Here is a 19781-nt window from a genome sequence, read left to right as displayed (position 1 = left end):
AAAAAGGGCTTCAAGGCGGAATAATCCGCCCTCGCTTGGTTAGCCAGCGCCCAGTTCGGCGATGGCTTGAAGGAAAGTTTCGCCGTACTTCTCCAGCTTGGCGGCACCAACACCGCTGATTTCGCCCAGCTCTTCGATACTGCCAGGGCGGCGCTGGAGCATTTCGAACAGGGTGGTGTCGTGGAAGATCACATAGGGCGGCACCCCCTGCTTGTCTGCCAGCTCCTTGCGGCAGGCCCGCAAGGCGTCCCAGCCAGCATGGTCGGTGATCTGGTCCCGGATATCCTGCCCGCTGGCGCGACTGCCGGATGACTTGCTGCCAGAGCCCTTCTTATGCACCGGGTCTTTACGCAGCTGGATAGGCTGTTCACCTTTCAGCAAGGGGCGACAGCGTTCGGTCAGTTGCAGGGCGCCGTAGCCTTCCGGATCTGCGCGGAGATATCCGTTAGCCACCAGTTGCCGGAATACCGACTTCCATTCGGTAGCCGACAGATCCTGCCCGATGCCATAGGTGGAAATGGCCTGGTGGCCGGATTGCAGGATGCGTTCGTTCTCTGAGCCGCGTAGCACATCAATGACATAGTTGACGCCAAAGCGCTGGCCGGTACGGTACACGCAAGACAGGGCTTTCTGTACAGCAACCGTGCCATCCCAGGTTTCCGGCGGGTTCAGGCAGGTGTCGCAGTTGCCGCAGGGCTGCTCTAGGGTGTCACCGAAGTAGCGCAGCAGAACCTGCCGGCGGCATTGAGTGACTTCACACAGGCCCAGCATGGCATCCAGCTTCTGCCGCTCGACACGTTTAAACTGGTCGTTGCCCAGGGACGCTTCCAGCATCTGCCGCAGTTTGATGACATCCTGCAGGCCATAAACCATCCAGGCCGTCGAGGGTTTGCCGTCACGACCGGCCCGGCCGGTTTCCTGGTAGTAGGCTTCCAGGCTCTTGGGAAGGTCCAGGTGGGCAACAAACCTGACATCCGGTTTGTCGATGCCCATGCCAAAGGCAATGGTCGCCACAATGATTACGCCATCTTCGCGCAGAAAGCGTTCCTGGTTCCTGGCTCGTTCTTCGGCAGTCAGGCCTGCGTGGTAGGGCAGTGCCAGGTAGCCTTTGCTGGCCAGCGACCTGGCAGTGGCGTCCACCTTGTTCCGGGAAAGGCAGTAAATAATGCCGCAGTCACTCTCATGTTCGGCTTTGATAAAGTCCAGTAACTGTTTGTTGGCATTGGTTTTCGGGGTGATTCGATACTGGATGTTCGGGCGATCGAAACCGCTGATGAAGTGCCGGGCCTGGGTCAGCGACAGGCGCTCGGCAATTTCCTTTCGGGTACGTTCATCGGCGGTTGCGGTCAGGGCAATCCGGGGAATGCCGGGAAATTCTTCCGCCAGCATGCTCAGCTGTAGGTAGTCAGACCGGAAATCATGGCCCCACTGGGAGACACAGTGGGCTTCATCGATGGCAAACAGCGACAGCGACGCGTTGTGCAGCAGTTCAATGGTACGAGGCTGAATCAGCCGTTCCGGTGCGCAATACAGCAGGTCCAGCTCACCGGTCATCAGGGCATATTCGGTGGCCCGGGCCTGTTCGAAATCCATGGTGGAGTTCAGGAACGCCGCTTTCACGCCCAGTTGTTTCAGGGCGGCCACCTGGTCCTGCATCAGGGCGATCAGCGGCGAGATCACCACCGCCGTACCCGGTCGAACCAGCGCCGGAACCTGATAACACAAGGACTTACCGCCGCCGGTGGGCATCAGTACCAGGGCATCACCACCGCCCACCACTTCCTGCACGATATCGCCCTGCAGCGGCCGGAAACTTTCGTAACCGAATACCTCGTGCAGAACCTGCTCCGGGCTTCGGCCGGTGGCAGAAGGGGGTTCGCGGGTCAGTTGGTCAAAATCCTGGTCCGGATACATGCTGGTCTTTGCCTGTGGGCGGGAAATGTTCAGGGCGGGGATGATAACAGATCCGCCGGCGGGATTGGTTAACCCCGCCATTTCGGTGGAGGAAATCAGTGCCAAGACAGGATAGAATACCGCCAATTTCCAACCACTTCTTGATTAACCGCTTCGAACAACAACAGGGCTTGCATGCAGGAATTTGACGCAATCCGTCCCTATTCGGATGAAGAAACAGCGCCGGCCATCAAACGCCTGGTTAATGATCGGGAGTTCCTCGACATGGTGGGCCGCTTCAAGTCCCCCCTGGCGGCGAAGTGGGCGCCGGCAGTCTTGCGGATGTTTGTACGGCGCTGGCTGGTTGGCAACTTCGGCCACTATCACCGGGTGGATGACCTGCAGGCGGAGCTGTCAAAGTACGTAGGCGAACTGGTTGAAAGCACCACCTCCCGGGTAACCCACAGCGGCCTGGAGAACCTGAGCAAGACCAATGCCCATTTGTTTATCTCCAACCACCGGGACATCGTGTTTGACCCGATGGTGGTGAATTACCTGCTGTTCCAGAACGGTTTCCTGACTACCCGCATTGCCATCGGTGACAACCTGCTGCAGAACCGGGTGTTTGCAGAGATGATGCGCCTGAACAAGAGCTTTGTGGTGCGTCGTAACATGACCAGCCCGCGGGAAATGCGCGATGCCTACCTGACGTTGTCCGGGTTTATCAATCACAGCATCGACACCAACCACAGCATCTGGATAGCCCAGCGTGAAGGCCGCGCGAAGGACGGCATAGACGCTACCGACCCAGCCATCATCAAGATGTTCTACATGAGCCGGAAGAAATCCGGGCTGGACTTTGGCGAGGCCATGAACCGGCTGCATATTGTGCCGGTGTCTATTGCCTACGAGTACGACCCCTGCGATGCCGACAAAGCCAGGGAGCTGGAAGTGAAGGCCCGTACCGGCAGTTACCAGAAAACCGAAGGGGAAGATTCCGAGCAGATAGTGAAAGGCCTGACCGGTTACAAGGGGCATGTGCATGTGCACTTCGGTGCGCCTATTGCTGATGCACCGGACAATCCGAAAGCCCTGGCCGCCCGCATCGACCACGAAATGCACTCCAATTACCATCTGCATGCATCCAACCTGGTGGCTTACCAGATGCGGGGCGTTCACCCGGAAGCCCGGGAAACGCCGGGCAGTGTCAGCGAAAACGTGGTGACTGCAGAAACCTGGTCGCCGGCGGACCTGGAAGCGGCCCGGGCGGAAATGGAGCGCAGGCTGGAAGCCTGTGATCCGGCTACCCGGCCTTACCTACTGGATATGTACGCCAATCCGGTGGTCAACGCCCTGGCCGCCAATAACAACGGCGAGGCGCTGACGCCAACCGAAGACTAGCCTAGGCCCAGAGCATGGCGCCCATCTCCAGCGGATGGGTGAGGGCGTCATGGTAGGGATAGGCCCTCAATCGCAGGGTTTGCAGGCCCGGGTAGGGCGCTTTGATGCGCGCGGAGAACAAAGTTTTGCCATCCTGGTCACCTGCCGGTTCCAGGATAAAACTGTCCGGCCCGGGCTCGCCATGGCTGCCGGTACAGTCCGGTGATACCACGCATTCCACCCGGATATCCTCCGGTGCCAGCCCGTTCAGGGCCACTTCCACGCTCAGTTCCACTTCTTCATCCCAGTTGCAGCGGTCTGTGACACAACCGTGCATCTGAATGTTCACCCCGTGCCAGGCCGCCCGTATCCGCGCCTTCCATTGCGCCAGCTCGTTGGCCAGTTCGCCTTTGTTTGCCGCCAGGCGGTGGCCCTGGGCGCTGGCCGGCTGGTAATAGTTCCGTACGTAATCCATCACCATGCGCTGGGAATTGAACCGGGGCGTAATGGTTTTCATGGACGCCTTGGAACGGGCCACCCAGTCTTTCGAGTAACCCTGGGCTTCCCGTTTGTAGTACAGCGGGATAATTTCCATTTCCAGCAAGTCGAGCAGGTCCCGGGCTTCTTCACGGTTGCGGAATTCCTGGTCCAGGCGAATATCCCGGGGGGGCAATGGCCCAGCCGTTGTTACCGTCGTAACCTTCGCCCCACCAGCCATCCAGCACACTCAGGTTAAGGGCGCCGTTCATGGCGGCTTTCTCGCCGGAGGTACCGCTGGCTTCTTTCGGATATTCCGGCGTATTCAGCCAGACATCCACGCCGCTTAACAGCCGCCGTGCCATGGCCTGGTCATAGTCTTCCAGAAGTATAATGTGGCCCATCAGGGACGGCTCCATGGACAGGTCGTGGATGACCTTGATCAGTTGCTGCCCCGGGTTGTCCTTGGGATGGGCCTTGCCGGCGAAGACCAGGACTACGGGGTTGTCAGGGTCTGTCAGTAACCGTTCCAGCCGCGGCAGGTCGGAAAATATCAGGGTGGCCCGCTTGTAGGTGGCAAAGCGCCGGGCAAAGCCGATCACCATGGCGTCTTTTTCGGGGGATACCAGCTTTCGGGTCATGCGCTCGGTGACCGAATGGCCGGTACCGTTGCGCTGATGCTGGCGCCTCAACCGGCGCACGATGAATTCTGCCATCTGTTGTTTCAGGGCTTTATGCACGCTCCAGTAGTGATAATCCGGAATTCTGTCGACAAAATTCCAGAAATCCGGGTTTCTCAGCTCGCTTTTCCAGGTGGGCGCCTGCATTTCAAACAGGCTGGCCCATTCCGGCGCCAGAAAGGTAGAAACATGCACGCCGTTGGTAATGTAACCGATGGGGTTTTCTTCCGGAGGAATTTGCGGCCAGATGCTGCCTTCCATTTCTGAGGCGACCCCGCCGTGGATACGGCTGACACCGTTGTGGAACCGCGAGCCCCGCAAGCCCAGGCTGGTCATGTTGAAGGTGCCATCGCCGTTCTTGCTGCCCAGCTCGAAAACCTGGTCAAAATCCAGCCCTGCGGTTTCCGTATACGGGCCCAGGGCATGGGCAACCAAATCCCGGGGGAAAATGTCATGGCCGGCGGGTACCGGCGTATGGGTGGTAAACAGGGTGCAGGCGGCAACGGATTCCAGGGCGGCCTCGAAGCTGAGGCCATGTTCCATGGCCATCCGGCAGCGCTCCAGGATCTGGAAGGCGGCGTGGCCTTCGTTAATGTGCCAGGCGGTGGGCTTGATGCCCAGTGCTGCCAGCGCGCGGGTGCCCCCGATGCCCAGCAGGATTTCCTGGCTGATGCGGGTGTCTGAATCGCCGCCGTACAGTTGCAGGGTCAGTTCCCGGTCCTGCTCGTTGTTCTCTGGTGTATTGGCATCGAGCAGGTACAGGCGGATATGGCCAACCCGCGCCTGCCAGACCCGGGCCCACAGCTCCCGCCCCGGGAAGGGCACGGAAATCTTGAGTTGCTCGCCATCCTGTTCTACCGGGCTGATGGGCAGCTCGTCGCTGTCGTGGCACTGATACCGGGCTACTTGCTGGCCCTGGGCATCAATGGTCTGCATGAAATAGCCCTGCTGGTACAGTAGCCCGACGGCCACAAAGGGCAAGCCGAGATCGCTGGCCGCCTTGCAGTGGTCACCGGCCAGGATGCCCAGGCCACCGGAATAGATCGGAAAGCTTTCGTGAAACCCGAACTCGGCGCAAAAATAGGCCACCAGGCTGGTTTCGGGGTTGAGCAGCTCCACTACTTCTGCACCCGGCCCGGCCTCTACGTAGGCATCGTAACTGGACAGCACCCGACGGTATTCGGCGAGAAAGGCGCGGTCGGCAGCGGCTTCTTCGAGCCGGTGCTGGGATACCCGCCGCAGAAACAGCTTTGGGTTGTGCTCCACTTTCTGCCACAGGCGCAGATCAATACGGGCAAACAGCCCCCTTACGCCGTGGTTCCAGCTGTAAAACAGGTCGTTTGCCAGCTCCCCCAGCCGATGCAGGGCTTCGGGCAGTTGGGGGCGGGCTTCAAGCCGGAATTCCGTAGCCTTGTGCATGTTCAGAACCTCCCTGTGGTTACTGGTTATGCCTGAGCTTGTTGTAGAGGGCGGCGTATTCGCCGGCCCGGTGCTTCCACGAGTAATCTGCGGTCATGCCATTTTGCTGCAGCTGTTGCCAGGTTTTCCGGTGCTTGCGGGCCTCGAGCGCCCGGTTCACGGCGCGCTTCAGCCCGTGGGCGTTGGGCTCCCGGAAAACAAATCCGTTGGCGTCCCGTACCGGCACCTCGCCGGGGTCCAGTACGGTATCGTTCAGCCCGCCCGTGCCGTGCACCACCGGTATGGTGCCGTAGCGCAGGCTGTACATCTGGTTCAGGCCACAGGGCTCAAACCGGGATGGCATCAGGAAGATGTCCGCGCCGGCGGTTATTTCGTGGGCCAGGGCCTCGTTATAACCCAGCGTAAGTGACAACTGTTCGGGCCAGTCCCGGGCCAGGTGTTGCAGCGCCTGTTGGTAACGGGCCTCTCCGGAACCGAGAATGGCAAACTGACAACCCTTTTCCAGTAAAGTCGGCAGTGCTTCCAGCAGCCAGTCCAGCCCCTTCTGTTCTACCAGACGCCCGACAAATCCCAGCACCGGAGCGCCGTTGACTTCCAGCCCCAGTTTGCGCTGCAGGGCTGCCCGGCACTGGGCTTTTCCGGAGGTATCGTCCGGGCTGTAGTGGAAATCCAGGTGCTGGTCTGACTTCGGGTTCCAGTAACGGTTATCGATGCCGTTCAATATGCCGGTCAAAGCATGGGACCGGTGCTCCAGCAAACCGTCGAGCCCATAGCCAAACTCCGGCGTGCGGATTTCCCGGGCGTAGCTCGGGCTGACAGTGGTGATGGCATCGCTGAACACCAGGCCGCCCTTGAGAAAGGAAAACTGGCCGTGAAATTCCAGCTGGTCAAAACGCCAGAGATGATCCGGCAACCCCAGCGCCCTGAACGTTTCATGCGAGAAAAGGCCCTGATACGCCAGGTTATGGATGGTGAAGACAGTGGCGGGCGCGTGCTTGTCGTTGTGCAGGAACACGGGGATCAGGCCGGTTTGCCAGTCGTTGCAATGCACGATATCCGGCTTCCAGGATAACCCCAGTTGCCCCAGCGCCATCATGGCCCCGATTCGGGCAAACAGGTGAAAACGATGGGCGTTGTCCCACCAGTCTTCACCGTTTTCGTTCTGGTACGGGCTGTCACCTTGCCTGTCGAACAGGGCCGGACAATCCACCAGCCAGAGCAGTACCTGGGTCTCCGGCACCTGGGTTTGCCAGAGTGAAACATCGTATTGCCCGAAACGGAAGCGGGCCTTGCGCTGAGAACCGGCCTCCCGGGCCGCCTTAAGGGCAGCGGGATAACCCGGCAGCAGGATCTGGCAATCGTAGCCGAGCCGGCACAGGGCTTCCGGCAGGCTGCCTGACACATCGGCCAGAAGAGGCAGCGCAGATGCCCTGGCCAGTTATCCAGGCCGCCATGGGATCGGTCTCCGGGCTGGTGGTTGTGCCCGTACAGGACTTGCTGGGCCTGGGCTCTGATGCCCGATTCAACACCCCCGGCACCATCGAGAACAACTGGATATGGCAGCTTCCAGAGCATTATCAGGAGCTTGTGGATATTGCCCGGCTCAGGGAAACGGTGCAGCTATACGGGCGGTAATGTTGCTCCGGTTATTTATTGATCAGAGTCAAGTTGATCAATAAACAAACAGATATAACTGGTGCATGAACAGGTCTAACCTGTATCCGCCAGAAACCAAAAGTTTGTGAAAGGGGGCTCGAATGGAACACCGTCTTAGCCAGCGAATTGAAGGGGAGTTGCCTATACTGGTGTACAAGCGTGGTATGCCTGTAGCCACCGGGGCGATAAAAGATGCGTCCAGGCGGGGGCTTTTTATTGTCACCGGCTTTGATGATGTTCGGCTGAACCAGGCCCTGCACTTGTCGTTCCGGTTTCCCGAGCAACCCGAGAAACACCATACGCTGAAGGCCCACGTGGTTCGAAGGGCCGACCAGGGGCTCGGCGTCGATTTTGACAGCGCAGAGAATGACGCAAGGGTCATTTCCGAGCTGATACTCTGGTTGGAAGACCACAAAGACGCAGAAGGCCGGGCGGCCCTCAGACATCGCAAGATTCACTAAAAACCCGAAACGAAAGGAAGAAACAGCAATGGCTAGACTGGAAGGCAAGGTAGCAGCGGTAACCGGCGGAGCATTGGGCCTGGGCCGGGCCATGGTGGAACGGATGGTAGAGCAGGGCGCGGCAGTAGGTGTGCTCGACGTGCTTGATAAAGAAGGCGAAGCCCTGGTGCAGGAACTCACCAAGAAAGGTTTCCGGGTGGCTTACTGGCATTGTGACGTGGCCGATGAAAGCCAGGTGAAAGCAGAGGGTCGGACGGGATTCTGGAAATATCCGCCAAAGTTGAGATAAGCTATTGATAACAAAAATATTTTCGCTATTCAGAAACCCTTGATCTTTCATTGATACCTTCCCCTACGCTCTTCACGAGGTGCGGCCGGTAATAGTGCTAAATTTAGCCGAATGTTCTGTATATCGTTGATTGCAAGTGGAAATACTGAAAACCTTGTAAGGCTCTGTAGCCCCGTTCCTTAAGTGGCTGGTTTGTCGTGTTGACGCCGCTTTTCAGCCATTAGACGCCCAATCATCTCGTTCTTAACCGATAGCTCCGCCTCCAGTTTGAGGCCGGTCGGTAAAACTGTAAAATTCAGCCACTAACTCTGCATCTCATTGTTTTCAAAGGAAAATCTGGGACAGCCAATAAGTAATTCTGGATCACCTCCCGCTTACGTAGCCGGTGCGTCATATTGGCGCCGGTTTTCAGCCATTAGGCGCTCAATCATATCGTTCTTAACCGATAGCTCAGTCTCCAGTTTGGCCTGGCTGACGGTAAAATCTTGCACCTTGCTTTGCGCCGATTCAAGGCGTTGCGTCAGCTCATCAATTTGCGAGGCCTGGCGCTGAGCGCTGTCGGCGTACTGCTGCAGATCCGTCGTCTGGGTTTGCAATTGCTTATTGGCATCTTCAAGCTTCGCGTCAGTCCGATTAAGCTTCGATTCGAGGTCCTGTGTTGCTTTGCGCGCAGCGCCCAACTCGCTCACCAGGCGCGCGTTATCCTTGTTGAGCTGGGTCAGGTCGCCCTGCTTGACGGAGATTGTCTGGTTTAACGTGCGAATCTCGGCCTGAAGCTGCTGAATTTGTTGCTCATGCCGGCGCTGATCCTGATCCCTCTGCTCTTTCACCGATTCACGATAATGCTCCAGTGCCTCCCGGCTGTGACGGTGCTTTTCCTCAAGGGATTCGATATGAGCCTGCTTTTCCTTGAGCAGCGCCGTCGTGCTGGCCTCGCGCTGACCCGCCTCGTTGAGTTGTTTATCTAAGGCATCGCAGGCTGCGGATTTGGCAGCCAGTTGCGCACTCGTCTCATCAAGGCGCGATTCCAACACTTTCTGCTGATCGCCCAGCTGGCCAGCCTCTTGAGTGAGCGCGGTGCAGCGGTCAGAGAGCTCTTTGATCTGGTGTTCATAGCGGCTTTTACTCTCTTCGACGATGCCGTGGGCCTCTTCCTGAAGGCGCGATGCCAGGCGCGCAATGAGGTCCTTAATGGGCTGGCTCAATAGGGCCTCATCGTCGAGTCTGGTGGACGCCTCCTCCTCCAGCTCTTTGAGATAGCGATGAATCGTTGATTTGGAGCCGGTATTACCGAGCTCTATACGTATCGCGTCAATGGAGGGGTTTTCCCCCTTGGCTAGAACGGCCTGATGGGCCCTGGTCACCAGTGCTTTGTTGATACCGCCACGTGCCATGGAATTCCCTCCTGCTTATTTCGTACTGTATTACGTACTATGTATATACATACGATTTTAGCTCGTGCTTTAGACTTTGTATAGCTTAGATATGACACAGGATAATAATAGATTATCTTATGTTAGGGTGAATTTTCTTCAGCTCGACGCCAAAATGCGTACAGATGGAGTCTATTTAGACACGTTGCAAGAGGCCAAACTGGACGTAATTGTCGAATTGACGCTACAGCGGCTCTGTCAATTAGGACAGCTCTTTTCGATTGTACTCAAGGGAATAACTCAAAAGTGTCTTGCACCGCTCTGAATTGTGCCCACACTACGGGAACCGCGAACGAGGCCAGCGTTACACTCGCCCCGTTTTGCGGATGTTCGTTCGACAAAAACGCTGGTAACACTCCCTACGGCTTCAATTCAATGCCAAGCTGCCCAACCAGTAACGAAAATAGCCAAAAACAGGCTGCGGTCACCAAAGCACTGGCTAACAGCGTAGGCCAAAAGCCGATTCGGGGCAGCAACGTCGGAAATATTAAAAACATCGGAAGTGTCGGCACCACGTACCAGAACGTATACCAAGCGTGATTCGCCACTTTTTCTGTCGAGTGCGTTTCTACGTGCAACCAAATCAGCGCCAGAATCGTCACCAACGGTAATGCCGCAACCAAAGCGCCCAGCTTGTCGCTGCGTTTGGCGACCTCGGAAACCACTACCACGACGGCGGCGGTAATCAGATATTTGGTTATGATCCAATGCCATGTCATGTATGCTCTACTCCAAACCGTCGAATTCACCCGTAAAATTTACATCGTAAACTCCCCCGTCACTCGATAGGAGCACGTAAAGTGTTTGAGCTTCAGCCCGATTGGTGACCGATACGATGAAATAACCGCTGCCTTTCTTATGGATTTTTACGGCGTCTTCAGGAACTACCTCCCAGCTTTCGGGAAGCTTTCCGAAGCCTAAGCCTGCGTCTTTTTCGGTTAGTTGCATAGTTGCCGCTCTGCCACGCTCAAGCGCCGATTTTTCTGAAATCGACTTATGGGCATGGTCACTGTGTGCAAGCACCTGTTGAGATCCGACCAATAAAACAAGTGTGAAAATGGCAGTAAAGAGCTTCATAAGGGTTCCTCGAAGTTTAATATGATTAATGGGAGTGGGGTTCACCGTCCTCGTGGCGATGGACTTCAGGTTCACTGGCTTGTTCAGCCGGCTCTTCGCCCTCTGTGTCGGCGGATGGCCCTCGTAATTCGAGGCGTCTTGGGTAGCTCGATAGCGGTGCTTTTTTATCCGCCATGTCTTCGTGGGTATGTTGGTGATCATCCCGGTTGAGCGGAAAATCATCCGGGTACTGCGTGTGCTGAAACCCATGTAACTGCATCAGCAGCAACAGACCACCGGCAAGCATCAGCCCCACGTTGGAAGCTTTGCTGAAGCGCTCAAACGATGCGGTTTTTCGCCACACCATAAGCACGGCCAGCATGATGCTCAAAGCCACAATCTGTCCCACTTCGACGCCGACATTGAACGATAATATTTTGAACACCAGACCATCGTCGCCCAGCGGCAACTGCTGAAGCCGAGTGGACAGGCCAAACCCGTGGATCAAACCAAAGGCAAACACCATCCAGGTCAGGTTCGGGGATTTCATTTGCAAGTGTTTCTGAAAGCCGCCGAGGTTGTCGAAGGCTTTGTAACAGACGGTCAGCGCAATCACCGCATCAATCAGGTAGTAATTGGCGGTAATTCCGAACAGTGTGGCGAACACCAGGGTAATGGAATGACCGATGGTGAAGGCGGTGATGAACTTGATGATCTCGCTAAAGCGCGTCAAAAAGAACATAACACCGAACAGAAACAGCAAATGATCATAGCCGCTAAGCATATGGGTGGCGCCAAGCCGAATGTATTCCAGGTAGCCCGCATTGAGTATCCGGGCTTGGTCTTCCGCCGACATGCCATGCGCCCAGGCCGCAACACTGGCAAGGGACGTAATGATGATAATTAGGACCTGAATCCGTGACTTCACACGGTCTAATTTAATCCCCAGACCTGCAACCGCAAGGCCTGAAGCAGTATAATCGCACCTGACATCCATTCACCCAGTCAGTGCATCGGCCCATGCGTACCTTCACCCTCCAGCAATCAAAGACCGAAGTCTACACTCCCCACGGCGGGCTGGCTCTGGTGGGCCACTGCCTGAATCGGCACACGTCGCTGCCCCAAACCACCCGCACCGTGGTCAAGCGTCACGGTATTCCGAACATCGACCTGATCCGAACCTATCTGGGCTTGATCACGCTCGGCAAGAGTGATTTCGAGGCCGTGGAGTCAGCGCGTACAGATCCCTTTTTTAAATCCGCCATGGGGATCAAACAATCGCCCTCCTCGGCCCGATTACGGCAGCGATTTGATGAAGATGCCAAGGCACTCACGCCCTTATTGGAGGATGCCAGCTGTGAGTTTTTGACGTCCGTCGAAGCGCCGGTTTCTCCCCTGAAAATGGGGCATGTGGCCTTAGACATGGACGTTTTCCCTATGGATAACAGCCAGACGAGCAAGGAAGGCGTCAGTTACACCTACAAGGGGCACGACGGCTATGCGCCCATTGCTGCTTACCTTGGTCAGGAAGGCTGGTGTCTAGGGTGTGAACTGCGCCCCGGCAGCCAACACGCCAATAACGGTTTTCTGGAGACGTTGAAGCGTGTCTTACCCCGGGCCCGGTCACTGACTGGTTCGCCCATCCTGCTGCGTCTGGACAGTGCCCACGATGCCCGCGACAACCGGGATTTTCTGAGTCAGCAAGAACAAGTGGATTTCCTGATCAAGTGGAATCCTCGTAAACAAGACCCTCTGGTCTGGGCCGACAAAGCTCAGGAGCAGCAAGTCTGGACGCTGGGCCGCTACGGCAAAATGGAAGCGGTTCTGTCGGAAGAGCTACCGGACGAACCCGGCATTCGCCGGGTCGTCAAAGTGACGGTCCGTACCAGTGATGCGCAGGGCCAGTTATATCTGGAACCGGACGTCAGACTGGAAGGCTGGGTGACATCGCTGCCAGTGAGTGTTGCCAGCAACCAGCAGGTTATAGACTTGTATTGCGATCATGCCACCAGTGAGCAGTTCCACAGTGAGTTCAAAACCGATCTGGATCTGGAGCGCTTGCCTTCAGGCAAATTCGCCACCAACAACTTGGTGATGACGTTTGCAACGCTGGGCTACAACGTACTGCGCTGGATGGGACTGAGGCTCACCGGCCCCGATGCACCTGTGCGCCACCCGGCCAAGCGCCGCCGCCTGAGAACCGTGATGCAGGAGCTGATGTACATGGCTTGTCGCCTGATCCACAGCAGTAGGCAACGGTTCCTGCGCTTTGGTCGCCACTGTCCGGGTTTTGCCGTTTACCGTGACCTCTATCGAGGTCTTGCGTCTCCCGGGTAGACAACCCGGATCGCTTCGTTGCTTGATCTCACCCCGACCAACTTATTGGGCAGATCGCCCGTGCCTGAGAAACATGATTTGATCAATATTTGATCGAAACAAGGCCGGTTTGCAGGTGTTGCAATCGGTAAACTGACAGTCGTGCTCTCAACATAACTGGACTGGCTTCAAAAATGAGTTAGGCGTGAGCCAACCAAGGCTCAGGGTGCTATATTCGAGCGGAGTCACTGATTCAGGTAGGAGTTTAAGCATAATACCTTCAATTTTTTTGGAGGTGATCGAAGTAATCACATGTGATTATGGAATTGAGTGGCGGGCGCGCCCACAGTTGTGCTGCGCCCGTCAGGGTTTCCTTGCGGAAACAGGCTCCAGGCGTGCCCGGAGCCTGCTGGTTCGCTAAATTTCCGCTTTCTTACGGTGCAACAGTGCATACAGCACCGGGAGCACGAATAGCGTCAACAAAGTCGAGGAAATAATTCCCCCGATCACCACCGTCGCCAGCGGTCGCTGCACTTCCGCGCCAGTACCGGTGTTGAGCGCCATGGGAACAAAGCCGAGGCTTGCGACCAAGGCCGTCATCAGTACCGGTCGCAGGCGGATCAGGGCACCCTCGACGATCGCTTTCATCAGGTCGCCCTGCTCGTGCCACAGGTCGCGAATAAAAGCCACCATCACCAGACCATTGAGAACTGCGACGCCAGAGAGCGCGATAAAGCCCACGCCTGCGGAGATCGACAGCGGCATATCCCGCAACCACAGGGATAAAATCCCGCCAGTGAGCGCAAGCGGTACGCCAGTGAAAATAATCAAGGCGTCTTTCACCGAACCGAACGCCATGACCAGCAGGCCGATGATGATCGCCAGGGTAATCGGTACAACAATGGCGAGACGGGCGCTGGCCGATTGCAGTTGCTCAAAGGTACCGCCGTAATCCAGCCAATAGCCATCCGGCAAATCCACCTCCTGTGCGATGCGCGCTTGTGCTTCTTCGACAAATCCACCCAGGTCGCGGTCCCGTACGTTGGCGGTCACCACCACCCGGCGCTTGCCATTTTCCCGGCTGATCTGGTTGGGCGCCGGGGCCAGTTCCAGGTCGGCGACTTCCGATAACGGCACATAGTCGCCGCCGGGCAAGGGAATGGGCAAAAAAGCCAGACTGTCGATGTCCCGCCTTATCCCTTCCGGCAGTCGCACCACCAACTCAAAGCGGCGGTCACCCTCGTAAATCAATCCGGCGTTTTCACCACCAATCCCGGTCGCCACCAGCGCTTGTACGTCTTCGACATTCAGACCGTAGCGCGACAGCACCATACGCTTGGGATGGACCGACAACATGGGCAGTCCCGTGACCTGTTCGACCCGGGCATCCGCCGCGCCTTCCATGGACTCCACAACGTCGAGGACCTCGTTGGCTGACTCCAGCAATTGATCCAGATCATCGCCAAACACCTTGATCCCGAGATCGGCCCGTACCCCCGAGATCAGCTCGTTAAAGCGCATTTCAATGGGCTGTGTGAACTCGTATTTGTTGCCAGGCAGTTGGGTCACGGCTTCTTCGATCTCCGCCACCAGTTGATCCTTGGTTTTGTCGGGATTGGGCCATTGGTCGCGCGGTTTGATAATCACGAAGTTATCCGCCACGCTCGGAGGAGCGGGATCGGTAGCCACCTCTGGCGTGCCGATTTTGGCCACCACCTTATCCACTTCCGGGAACGTTTTCAGCGTCTCCTCCAGCTGAGTCTGCATCGCGATGGATTGCTCAAGTCCGGTGCCAGGAATACGCAGCGCGTGCAGCGCAATATCCCCTTCGTCGAGCTGCGGAATAAATTCCGAACCTAAGGTAGTTGCCAACCAGATACATACCGCCACCAACGCCGTTGCCGACCCCAAAACCAGCCAGCGAAACTTTATCGCGACAAGCAAAGCTGGTTTGTACATCGATTTGGCACCGCTGATTACCGGACTTTCCTTTTCGCTGATTTTGCCTCGCAGCAACACTGCAACGGCGGCTGGCACCACAGTCAGCGACAGCACCATGGCGGATAACAATGCCATTACTACAGTGGCCGCCATGGGGTGGAACATCTTGCCCTCAACGCCGGTGAGAGAAAAGATCGGCAAGTACACCACGGTAATGATGGCGACACCGAACAGACTGGGGCGAATGACTTCGTTGGTGGCTTCGTACACCAGCTGGAGCCGCTCCCGCAGTGGCAACTGGCCGTTGTGCTGGGACTGGGACAACCGCCGAATGCAGTTCTCGACGATAATCACCGCACCATCCACGATCAGGCCGAAATCCAGCGCCCCAAGGCTCATCAGGTTGGCCGATACGCCCGATTGCACCATGCCAGTGATGGTGGCGAGCATGGACAAAGGAATTACCGCCGCCGTGATCAGAGCGGCGCGTAGATTGCCGAGCAACAGAAACAGCACGACGATCACCAGCAATGCGCCTTCGAGCAGGTTCTTTTCCACCGTGGCGATGGCCTTGTCCACCAAAGTCGTGCGATCGTACACCGCCTCCACCTTTACCCCCTCGGGGAGTGAAGGCTGAATGGCCTTCAATTTTTCAGCCACGGCCTGCGCGACTGAGCGGGAGTTTTCTCCCATCAACATCATGGCCGTGCCCAGCACCGTTTCCTTGCCGTCGCGGGTCGCCGCCCCGGTGCGCAGTTCCTTGCCAATGGCCACCTCGGCCACATCAGTGACTTTTACCGGTGCGCCCTGCCGATTAGCGATAACCACCTGTTCAATCTCAGCGATGGAGGCCAACTGTCCAGGTGAACGGACCAGCAGCTGTTGCCCTTTGCGCTCGATATAGCCTGCACCGCGGTTGGTGTTGTTGGCTTGCAGTGCGTCCGCTAGTTCATCCATGGTGACGCCAAATTGCAGCAACTGTTGTGGGAAGGGCGTGACGTGGTACTGCTTGTTGTAGCCACCGATGGTGTTGATCTCAATCACCCCAGGCACCTGTGCCAGTTGGGGTTTGATAATCCAATCCTGAATTTCCCGCAGTGCCGTGGCGTCCAACGGACTGCCATCCTCTTGAGTGGCGCCGGGCCGCGCTTCGACCGTGTACATCAAGATTTCGCCAAGGCCGGTGGCGATGGGACCCATTTCCGGCTCCAGGCCCGGTGGCAGGGCATTCTTGATGGTGCCGAGGCGTTCATTGATCAGGTTTCGGGCGAAATAAATGTCCGTACCCTCTTCGAATACCACTGTGACCTGGGACAGACCGTAGCGGGATATTGAGCGGGTATAGGACAAATTAGGCAAACCATACAGAGCCGTTTCCACCGGGAAAGTGATCCGCTGCTCAGCCTCCAAGGGGGAATACCCCGGAGCCTCGGTATTGATCTGCACCTGGACGTTGGTGATGTCTGGTACCGCATCGATCGGCAGGCGCTGAAAGCTCCACAGGCCTACACCGACCAACACCAGAATAAGGGATAACGTTAAAAACCGCCGCTCTACCGAGAAGCGTAAGATGGCGTTTATCATCAAAGCCTCCTGGGTTAGTGGTCGTGGGATGCGCCGGATTTTTCGATATCGGCCTTGATCAGATAACTGTTGTCCACTACATAGCGGTCACCCGCTTGCAGCCCACCCAGTACCTCAGTCAAAGTGCCGTCGCTGGAGCCTAGCTCCAGTGGGCGAATTTCATAAGTATCTCCCACCTGGATAAATACCACGCTCCAATCCCGAAAAGGCTGCAGCGCCCGGTTCTCGACCGCCAGTGGCACCTCAAGGGTCTCTACCACTATATCCCCCGCCATCAGCAAGCCTGGGTTCAGCGTGCCGTCCGGGTTGTCCACTTTCACTCGGGCCAGGGTATAGGGCGCATTGTTTGGGGAAGGCAGCAGATGGCTAATGTTAGCCTGCTGATTAAATCCCTCGGCTTGCAGTAGAACTTTCTGGCCGACCGCCACCTTGGTGCGCTGGCCCGGAAATACCTGAAGCTCCGCCCACAAGGTGAACAGATCGGTGATGGCAAATAGAGGCCGGTCACCGGCGATTTCGCCCACACTGATCTGGCGCTCGGTTACCACGCCATCCATGGGTGAGCGCAGATCATAGGTTTTAAGACTTTCATTGGACTCCACTTGCGCCAGCAGATCACCTTTGGCAACACGGTCTCCCAAACGAACATTGACTCTGGTAATGACGCCGGGAAAGCGGGCGCGCACCCGCGCGATTTGCTCCGGCGCGGTGGTCAGTCGCCCATAAGTGGTCAAGGTTCGCTCAATCGAGCCCGGACCGGCCTCGGCTGTTCGGATTCCAGCCTTTTCAGCAATATCGGCTGCAATGCGGGTACGGCCTTCGTGGGATTCCCATTGCCACTGGTATTTTTTACCGTTCAAGGCAAGCGTGACTTCCACATCAAAGGAATGTGGCTCGGTCACCACGCCATCCCCCAGCCAATAGTCTCCTTGGAAGGCAAAATCAAAGGTATCCTCTTGTCCGCCCAAACGAGTGAGTTGAACGTTGAGGTCAACCCCATCGGTCATGGGCTTACCGTCCTTTGTCACCCAGGCACGATATTCTGGAGGAACACCTTGCTCGAAAATCTGCAGTTCGACGGTAGCGTCGTCCCGCTCAAGCAAGAGGCCACCATGAGGGCCTTTGGTTTCGGGCGCGGTCTGTTGTGCTTCGTTAGAAGCATCGTCCCGATCTTGCGCCGCTAGCAGGGGGCTGGCGGCCAGACAGGTGGCCACCAGAATCAGACAGAGTTGTTTTATCAGTTGCATGGTGTGAATCCTGAATTTGTGGGTTAGCGCGTCGGGGCGCCCGGAACAGTCGCGAGTGGCTGCGCCGTAAGTTGTTCGATCAACGCCTGGTTGAGCAGCGCCGTGGTGGCGGCGTCGACCAGTGCCTCCCGTGCTGAGAGCAGCTCCCGCTGTGCGGCGGTCCACTCCACATAGCTGTAGCGGCCGTTTTCATAGGCTTCGCGGGTCTGAGTGAGTGCCTCGGTCAGGTCGGGAAGCATTTGGCTGCGAATCTGCTCAACAGTCTCGATGCTTTGTTGCCGCAAGTGGTAGGCGTCGAACAGGCGCGAATGGAGGCGCAGCAGGGTATCCTCCCGGCGGAATCGGACCTCATCCCGCGCCGCCAGGGCGGCCTGCACCTCGCCGCGATTGCGCCGTCCGGAAAAGAGCGGTACCGAGAGCCCAGCGGTCAAGCCCGTATCATCCGTCACTTCGAAGCGCCGGATGCCGACCTGCCAACGGATGTCGCTCTCGGACTGGCTGCGCGCCAGCTGAATTTCCGCTTCGCGGATACGCTGTTCGCTGGCGTAGATTTGAATGGCCGGGCTGTCGCTGACCCGCTGGTACAGAGCAACGAAGTTGTCGGAGGAACCGAACTGGAACAGGTCGCCTTCCAGCATTTGAAAGTCCGGGCTGGTATCACCCCACAGGGAAGCCAGAGCCATTTTCCGGCTCTCGTAGGCGGCTCGCAGATGGGACTGCTCAATACGACTCTGGGTGAGCGCGGCCCTGGCGCGCAGGACTTCGGCCTGGGGCGCCGCGCCGCGGTCGGCGCGACGGGTGACGATCTCGTGGGTGGCCTCGGCCAGCGCCACGGCTTCAGCGGCGAGTTGGAGTTTTTCCTGCAGGGCCAGGGTGGCGACAAAGCGCTGGGTCACCTGTCCGAGCACATCCAGGGTCTCGGCCCGGCGCTCGGCCTCGACGCGCCCGTATCGTGAGTCAACCACGCTGACGCGGGCCTGACGCTTGCCGCCAAGTTCGAGAACCGATGACAGGGATAGGGTGTACTCTGCCCCGTCAACTCCTCGCAGATTGTCGCTGCCGAGGAAGTTTTCCACTCCCAGGCCGGCCTCCAGGGCAGGATTTTGATCTGCCGTGATGCGTCGGCCATCAAGACCCTGAAGGCGAAAATCGAAGACCTGGAGGCCGGGGTTTTGTGCCATGGCCCGCGAGAGAGCTTTGGACAGAGTGAGCGGTTTCTCCCCGGCGAGTGCCAGGGTAGAACCAAATGCCAGCGTTAGAAGGCAAAAGGCATGGATAATAGAGTGGCACGGCATTGCGCGCCGCCCAGTGCTCATGGGCTTGCAAAAAAGCATGTAACTTCTCCTACGAAGGTCTAAATAACAGATGTTTCCCTAGTGGGATGGTCGTAGGATTAGGCGATTGGAGGGCGGAACAGAGAGGGTGGTATGACTGAAGTATGGCTGGCCTGATAGTCGGACAGGCGCTGACCGGCGGACAAAACGGCAATACCCGTTGCCGCGCTCAACAGCACCATGTGAAAATGGGCATGGTTTAGATGGCCATGATCAGATGAGTGATCCCGCGAAGGGTCCGATGAGGTGGAAGACTCCTCCATTTCCAGCGTGACCGAGTCAATGACAACGTCTTCATGGGAATGCTCGTGATTATGAGCGTGATGAGGCGTCGCGGGATGAGGTTGGTTTGTATCGCCAATAGCCGCCAGTGACTGCAGAGCAATCACCAGTGCTAAAACGATTGTTACCCAACGATTCTTCATCAAAGCGGACAGACTCTCCAGACTAAGGCCGGGACACTACCACAAGGAAACCCTTAGGTCAAAACCCGCATTCTGTTCGGTTTCCCCAATCTCGAGAGGTGGTGGACCTTGGGACGCAATGGTGCAAAACACCTCTCGGTTGGCGAGACCATCGATAGCTCCATGCCGGAAGTCGGGCGTGTGGGTCTTT

The 19781-nt window shown here is 57.3% G+C and carries 17 protein-coding genes; 5 read left to right on the top strand and 12 right to left on the bottom strand.

Annotated elements, in window-relative coordinates; all coding sequences use genetic code 11:
• Window positions 1–39 precede the first annotated feature (39 nt).
• Window positions 40–1914 carry a DNA helicase RecQ gene (recQ, locus tag AC13DJ_RS11260; protein ID WP_482933669.1) on the bottom strand — a complete coding sequence of 625 codons (1875 nt, stop codon included), beginning with the start codon at window positions 1912–1914 and terminating at the stop codon, window positions 40–42.
• A 174-nt stretch (window positions 1915–2088) separates the two neighbouring features.
• Between recQ and AC13DJ_RS11255 the strand changes: the two genes are divergently transcribed.
• On the top strand, window positions 2089–3294 hold the full coding sequence (locus tag AC13DJ_RS11255) for a 1-acyl-sn-glycerol-3-phosphate acyltransferase (RefSeq protein ID WP_482933633.1): 1206 nt from the start codon (window positions 2089–2091) through the stop codon (window positions 3292–3294).
• A 1-nt stretch (window position 3295) separates the two neighbouring features.
• Here the strand turns inward: AC13DJ_RS11255 and AC13DJ_RS11250 are convergent, their stop codons facing one another.
• Genes AC13DJ_RS11250 through glgA form a run of 3 tightly spaced genes read right to left on the bottom strand, consistent with a single transcriptional unit; the run spans window position 3296 to window position 7260 of the window.
• Complete coding sequence (locus AC13DJ_RS11250; RefSeq protein ID WP_482933634.1) at window positions 3296–3946, bottom strand: hypothetical protein; 651 nt, start codon at window positions 3944–3946, stop codon at window positions 3296–3298.
• Entirely contained in the window at window positions 3900–5849 is a 1950-nt protein-coding gene (gene glgP / locus AC13DJ_RS11245; RefSeq protein ID WP_482933635.1) for an alpha-glucan family phosphorylase, read from the bottom strand. Before glgP ends, AC13DJ_RS11250 begins: the two co-directional genes overlap by 47 nt.
• Window positions 5850–5868: 19 nt before the next feature.
• The gene (gene glgA, locus AC13DJ_RS11240; protein WP_482933670.1) at window positions 5869–7260 is read right to left on the bottom strand and encodes a glycogen synthase GlgA; all 1392 of its coding nucleotides are present in this window, start codon (window positions 7258–7260) and stop codon (window positions 5869–5871) included.
• A gap of 14 nt (window positions 7261–7274) precedes the next feature.
• Here glgA and AC13DJ_RS11235 point away from each other — a divergent pair, with 14 nt between their 5' ends.
• The 3 genes from AC13DJ_RS11235 to AC13DJ_RS11225 all read left to right on the top strand — a co-directional run bounded on the left by AC13DJ_RS11235 (window position 7275) and on the right by AC13DJ_RS11225 (window position 8255).
• Entirely contained in the window at window positions 7275–7484 is a 210-nt protein-coding gene (locus AC13DJ_RS11235) for a 4-alpha-glucanotransferase (protein ID WP_482933636.1), read from the top strand.
• 122 nt (window positions 7485–7606) lie between these two features.
• A complete protein-coding gene (locus tag AC13DJ_RS11230) occupies window positions 7607–7966 on the top strand; it encodes a PilZ domain-containing protein (protein ID WP_474543920.1) in 360 nt (119 codons plus the stop codon).
• 28 nt (window positions 7967–7994) lie between these two features.
• A complete protein-coding gene (locus AC13DJ_RS11225; protein ID WP_482933637.1) occupies window positions 7995–8255 on the top strand; it encodes an SDR family NAD(P)-dependent oxidoreductase in 261 nt (86 codons plus the stop codon).
• Between the two features lie 374 nt (window positions 8256–8629).
• On the opposite strand, the gene AC13DJ_RS11220 is transcribed toward AC13DJ_RS11225, so the two are convergent.
• The 4 genes from AC13DJ_RS11220 to AC13DJ_RS11205 form a co-directional block, all read right to left on the bottom strand.
• Window positions 8630–9649 carry a DNA-binding protein gene (locus AC13DJ_RS11220; protein ID WP_482933638.1) on the bottom strand — a complete coding sequence of 340 codons (1020 nt, stop codon included), beginning with the start codon at window positions 9647–9649 and terminating at the stop codon, window positions 8630–8632.
• Window positions 9650–10047: 398 nt separating this feature from the next.
• On the bottom strand, window positions 10048–10407 hold the full coding sequence (locus AC13DJ_RS11215) for a DUF3147 family protein (protein WP_123889267.1): 360 nt from the start codon (window positions 10405–10407) through the stop codon (window positions 10048–10050).
• Between the two features lie 7 nt (window positions 10408–10414).
• Window positions 10415–10765, bottom strand: a complete 351-nt coding sequence (locus tag AC13DJ_RS11210; RefSeq protein WP_008169744.1) for a DUF6488 family protein — start codon at window positions 10763–10765, stop codon at window positions 10415–10417.
• Between the two features lie 25 nt (window positions 10766–10790).
• Window positions 10791–11600, bottom strand: a complete 810-nt coding sequence (locus AC13DJ_RS11205; protein WP_177412324.1) for a HupE/UreJ family protein — start codon at window positions 11598–11600, stop codon at window positions 10791–10793.
• A 164-nt stretch (window positions 11601–11764) separates the two neighbouring features.
• On the opposite strand from AC13DJ_RS11205, the gene AC13DJ_RS11200 reads away from it, so the two are divergent.
• On the top strand, window positions 11765–13081 hold the full coding sequence (locus AC13DJ_RS11200; RefSeq protein ID WP_482933639.1) for an IS1380 family transposase: 1317 nt from the start codon (window positions 11765–11767) through the stop codon (window positions 13079–13081).
• 396 nt (window positions 13082–13477) lie between these two features.
• On the opposite strand, the gene AC13DJ_RS11195 is transcribed toward AC13DJ_RS11200, so the two are convergent.
• The 4 genes from AC13DJ_RS11195 to AC13DJ_RS11180 are packed head-to-tail and all read right to left on the bottom strand — an operon-like array spanning window position 13478 to window position 19594.
• Window positions 13478–16585, bottom strand: coding sequence for an efflux RND transporter permease subunit (locus AC13DJ_RS11195; RefSeq protein ID WP_482933640.1), 3108 nt, complete (start codon window positions 16583–16585; stop codon window positions 13478–13480).
• A gap of 14 nt (window positions 16586–16599) precedes the next feature.
• On the bottom strand, window positions 16600–17832 hold the full coding sequence (locus AC13DJ_RS11190; protein ID WP_482933641.1) for an efflux RND transporter periplasmic adaptor subunit: 1233 nt from the start codon (window positions 17830–17832) through the stop codon (window positions 16600–16602).
• A gap of 23 nt (window positions 17833–17855) precedes the next feature.
• A complete protein-coding gene (locus AC13DJ_RS11185; RefSeq protein ID WP_482933642.1) occupies window positions 17856–19166 on the bottom strand; it encodes a TolC family protein in 1311 nt (436 codons plus the stop codon).
• A 59-nt stretch (window positions 19167–19225) separates the two neighbouring features.
• The gene (locus tag AC13DJ_RS11180) at window positions 19226–19594 is read right to left on the bottom strand and encodes a hypothetical protein (protein ID WP_482933643.1); all 369 of its coding nucleotides are present in this window, start codon (window positions 19592–19594) and stop codon (window positions 19226–19228) included.
• Window positions 19595–19781 lie beyond the last annotated feature (187 nt).

The sequence above is a fragment of the Marinobacter sp. L-46 genome, assembly GCF_056859535.1.
Note: the sequence above shows the minus strand (reverse complement) of the source record. Positions and strands in the feature narration are given on the sequence as shown.

Excerpts from the sequence above, each read along its gene's own strand:
- recQ (WP_482933669.1), bottom strand. The coding sequence starts at position 1,914 with ATGTATCCGGACCAGGATTTTGACCAACTGACCCGCGAACCCCCTTCT.
- AC13DJ_RS11255 (WP_482933633.1), top strand. The coding sequence starts at position 2,089 with ATGCAGGAATTTGACGCAATCCGTCCCTATTCGGATGAAGAAACAGCG.
- glgP (WP_482933635.1), bottom strand. The coding sequence starts at position 5,849 with ATGCACAAGGCTACGGAATTCCGGCTTGAAGCCCGCCCCCAACTGCCC.
- AC13DJ_RS11235 (WP_482933636.1), top strand. The coding sequence starts at position 7,275 with ATGCCCTGGCCAGTTATCCAGGCCGCCATGGGATCGGTCTCCGGGCTG.
- AC13DJ_RS11230 (WP_474543920.1), top strand. The coding sequence starts at position 7,607 with ATGGAACACCGTCTTAGCCAGCGAATTGAAGGGGAGTTGCCTATACTG.
- AC13DJ_RS11225 (WP_482933637.1), top strand. The coding sequence starts at position 7,995 with ATGGCTAGACTGGAAGGCAAGGTAGCAGCGGTAACCGGCGGAGCATTG.
- AC13DJ_RS11220 (WP_482933638.1), bottom strand. The coding sequence starts at position 9,649 with ATGGCACGTGGCGGTATCAACAAAGCACTGGTGACCAGGGCCCATCAG.
- AC13DJ_RS11215 (WP_123889267.1), bottom strand. The coding sequence starts at position 10,407 with ATGACATGGCATTGGATCATAACCAAATATCTGATTACCGCCGCCGTC.
- AC13DJ_RS11210 (WP_008169744.1), bottom strand. The coding sequence starts at position 10,765 with ATGAAGCTCTTTACTGCCATTTTCACACTTGTTTTATTGGTCGGATCT.
- AC13DJ_RS11205 (WP_177412324.1), bottom strand. The coding sequence starts at position 11,600 with ATGTCGGCGGAAGACCAAGCCCGGATACTCAATGCGGGCTACCTGGAA.
- AC13DJ_RS11200 (WP_482933639.1), top strand. The coding sequence starts at position 11,765 with ATGCGTACCTTCACCCTCCAGCAATCAAAGACCGAAGTCTACACTCCC.
- AC13DJ_RS11195 (WP_482933640.1), bottom strand. The coding sequence starts at position 16,585 with ATGATAAACGCCATCTTACGCTTCTCGGTAGAGCGGCGGTTTTTAACG.
- AC13DJ_RS11190 (WP_482933641.1), bottom strand. The coding sequence starts at position 17,832 with ATGCAACTGATAAAACAACTCTGTCTGATTCTGGTGGCCACCTGTCTG.
- AC13DJ_RS11185 (WP_482933642.1), bottom strand. The coding sequence starts at position 19,166 with ATGCTTTTTTGCAAGCCCATGAGCACTGGGCGGCGCGCAATGCCGTGC.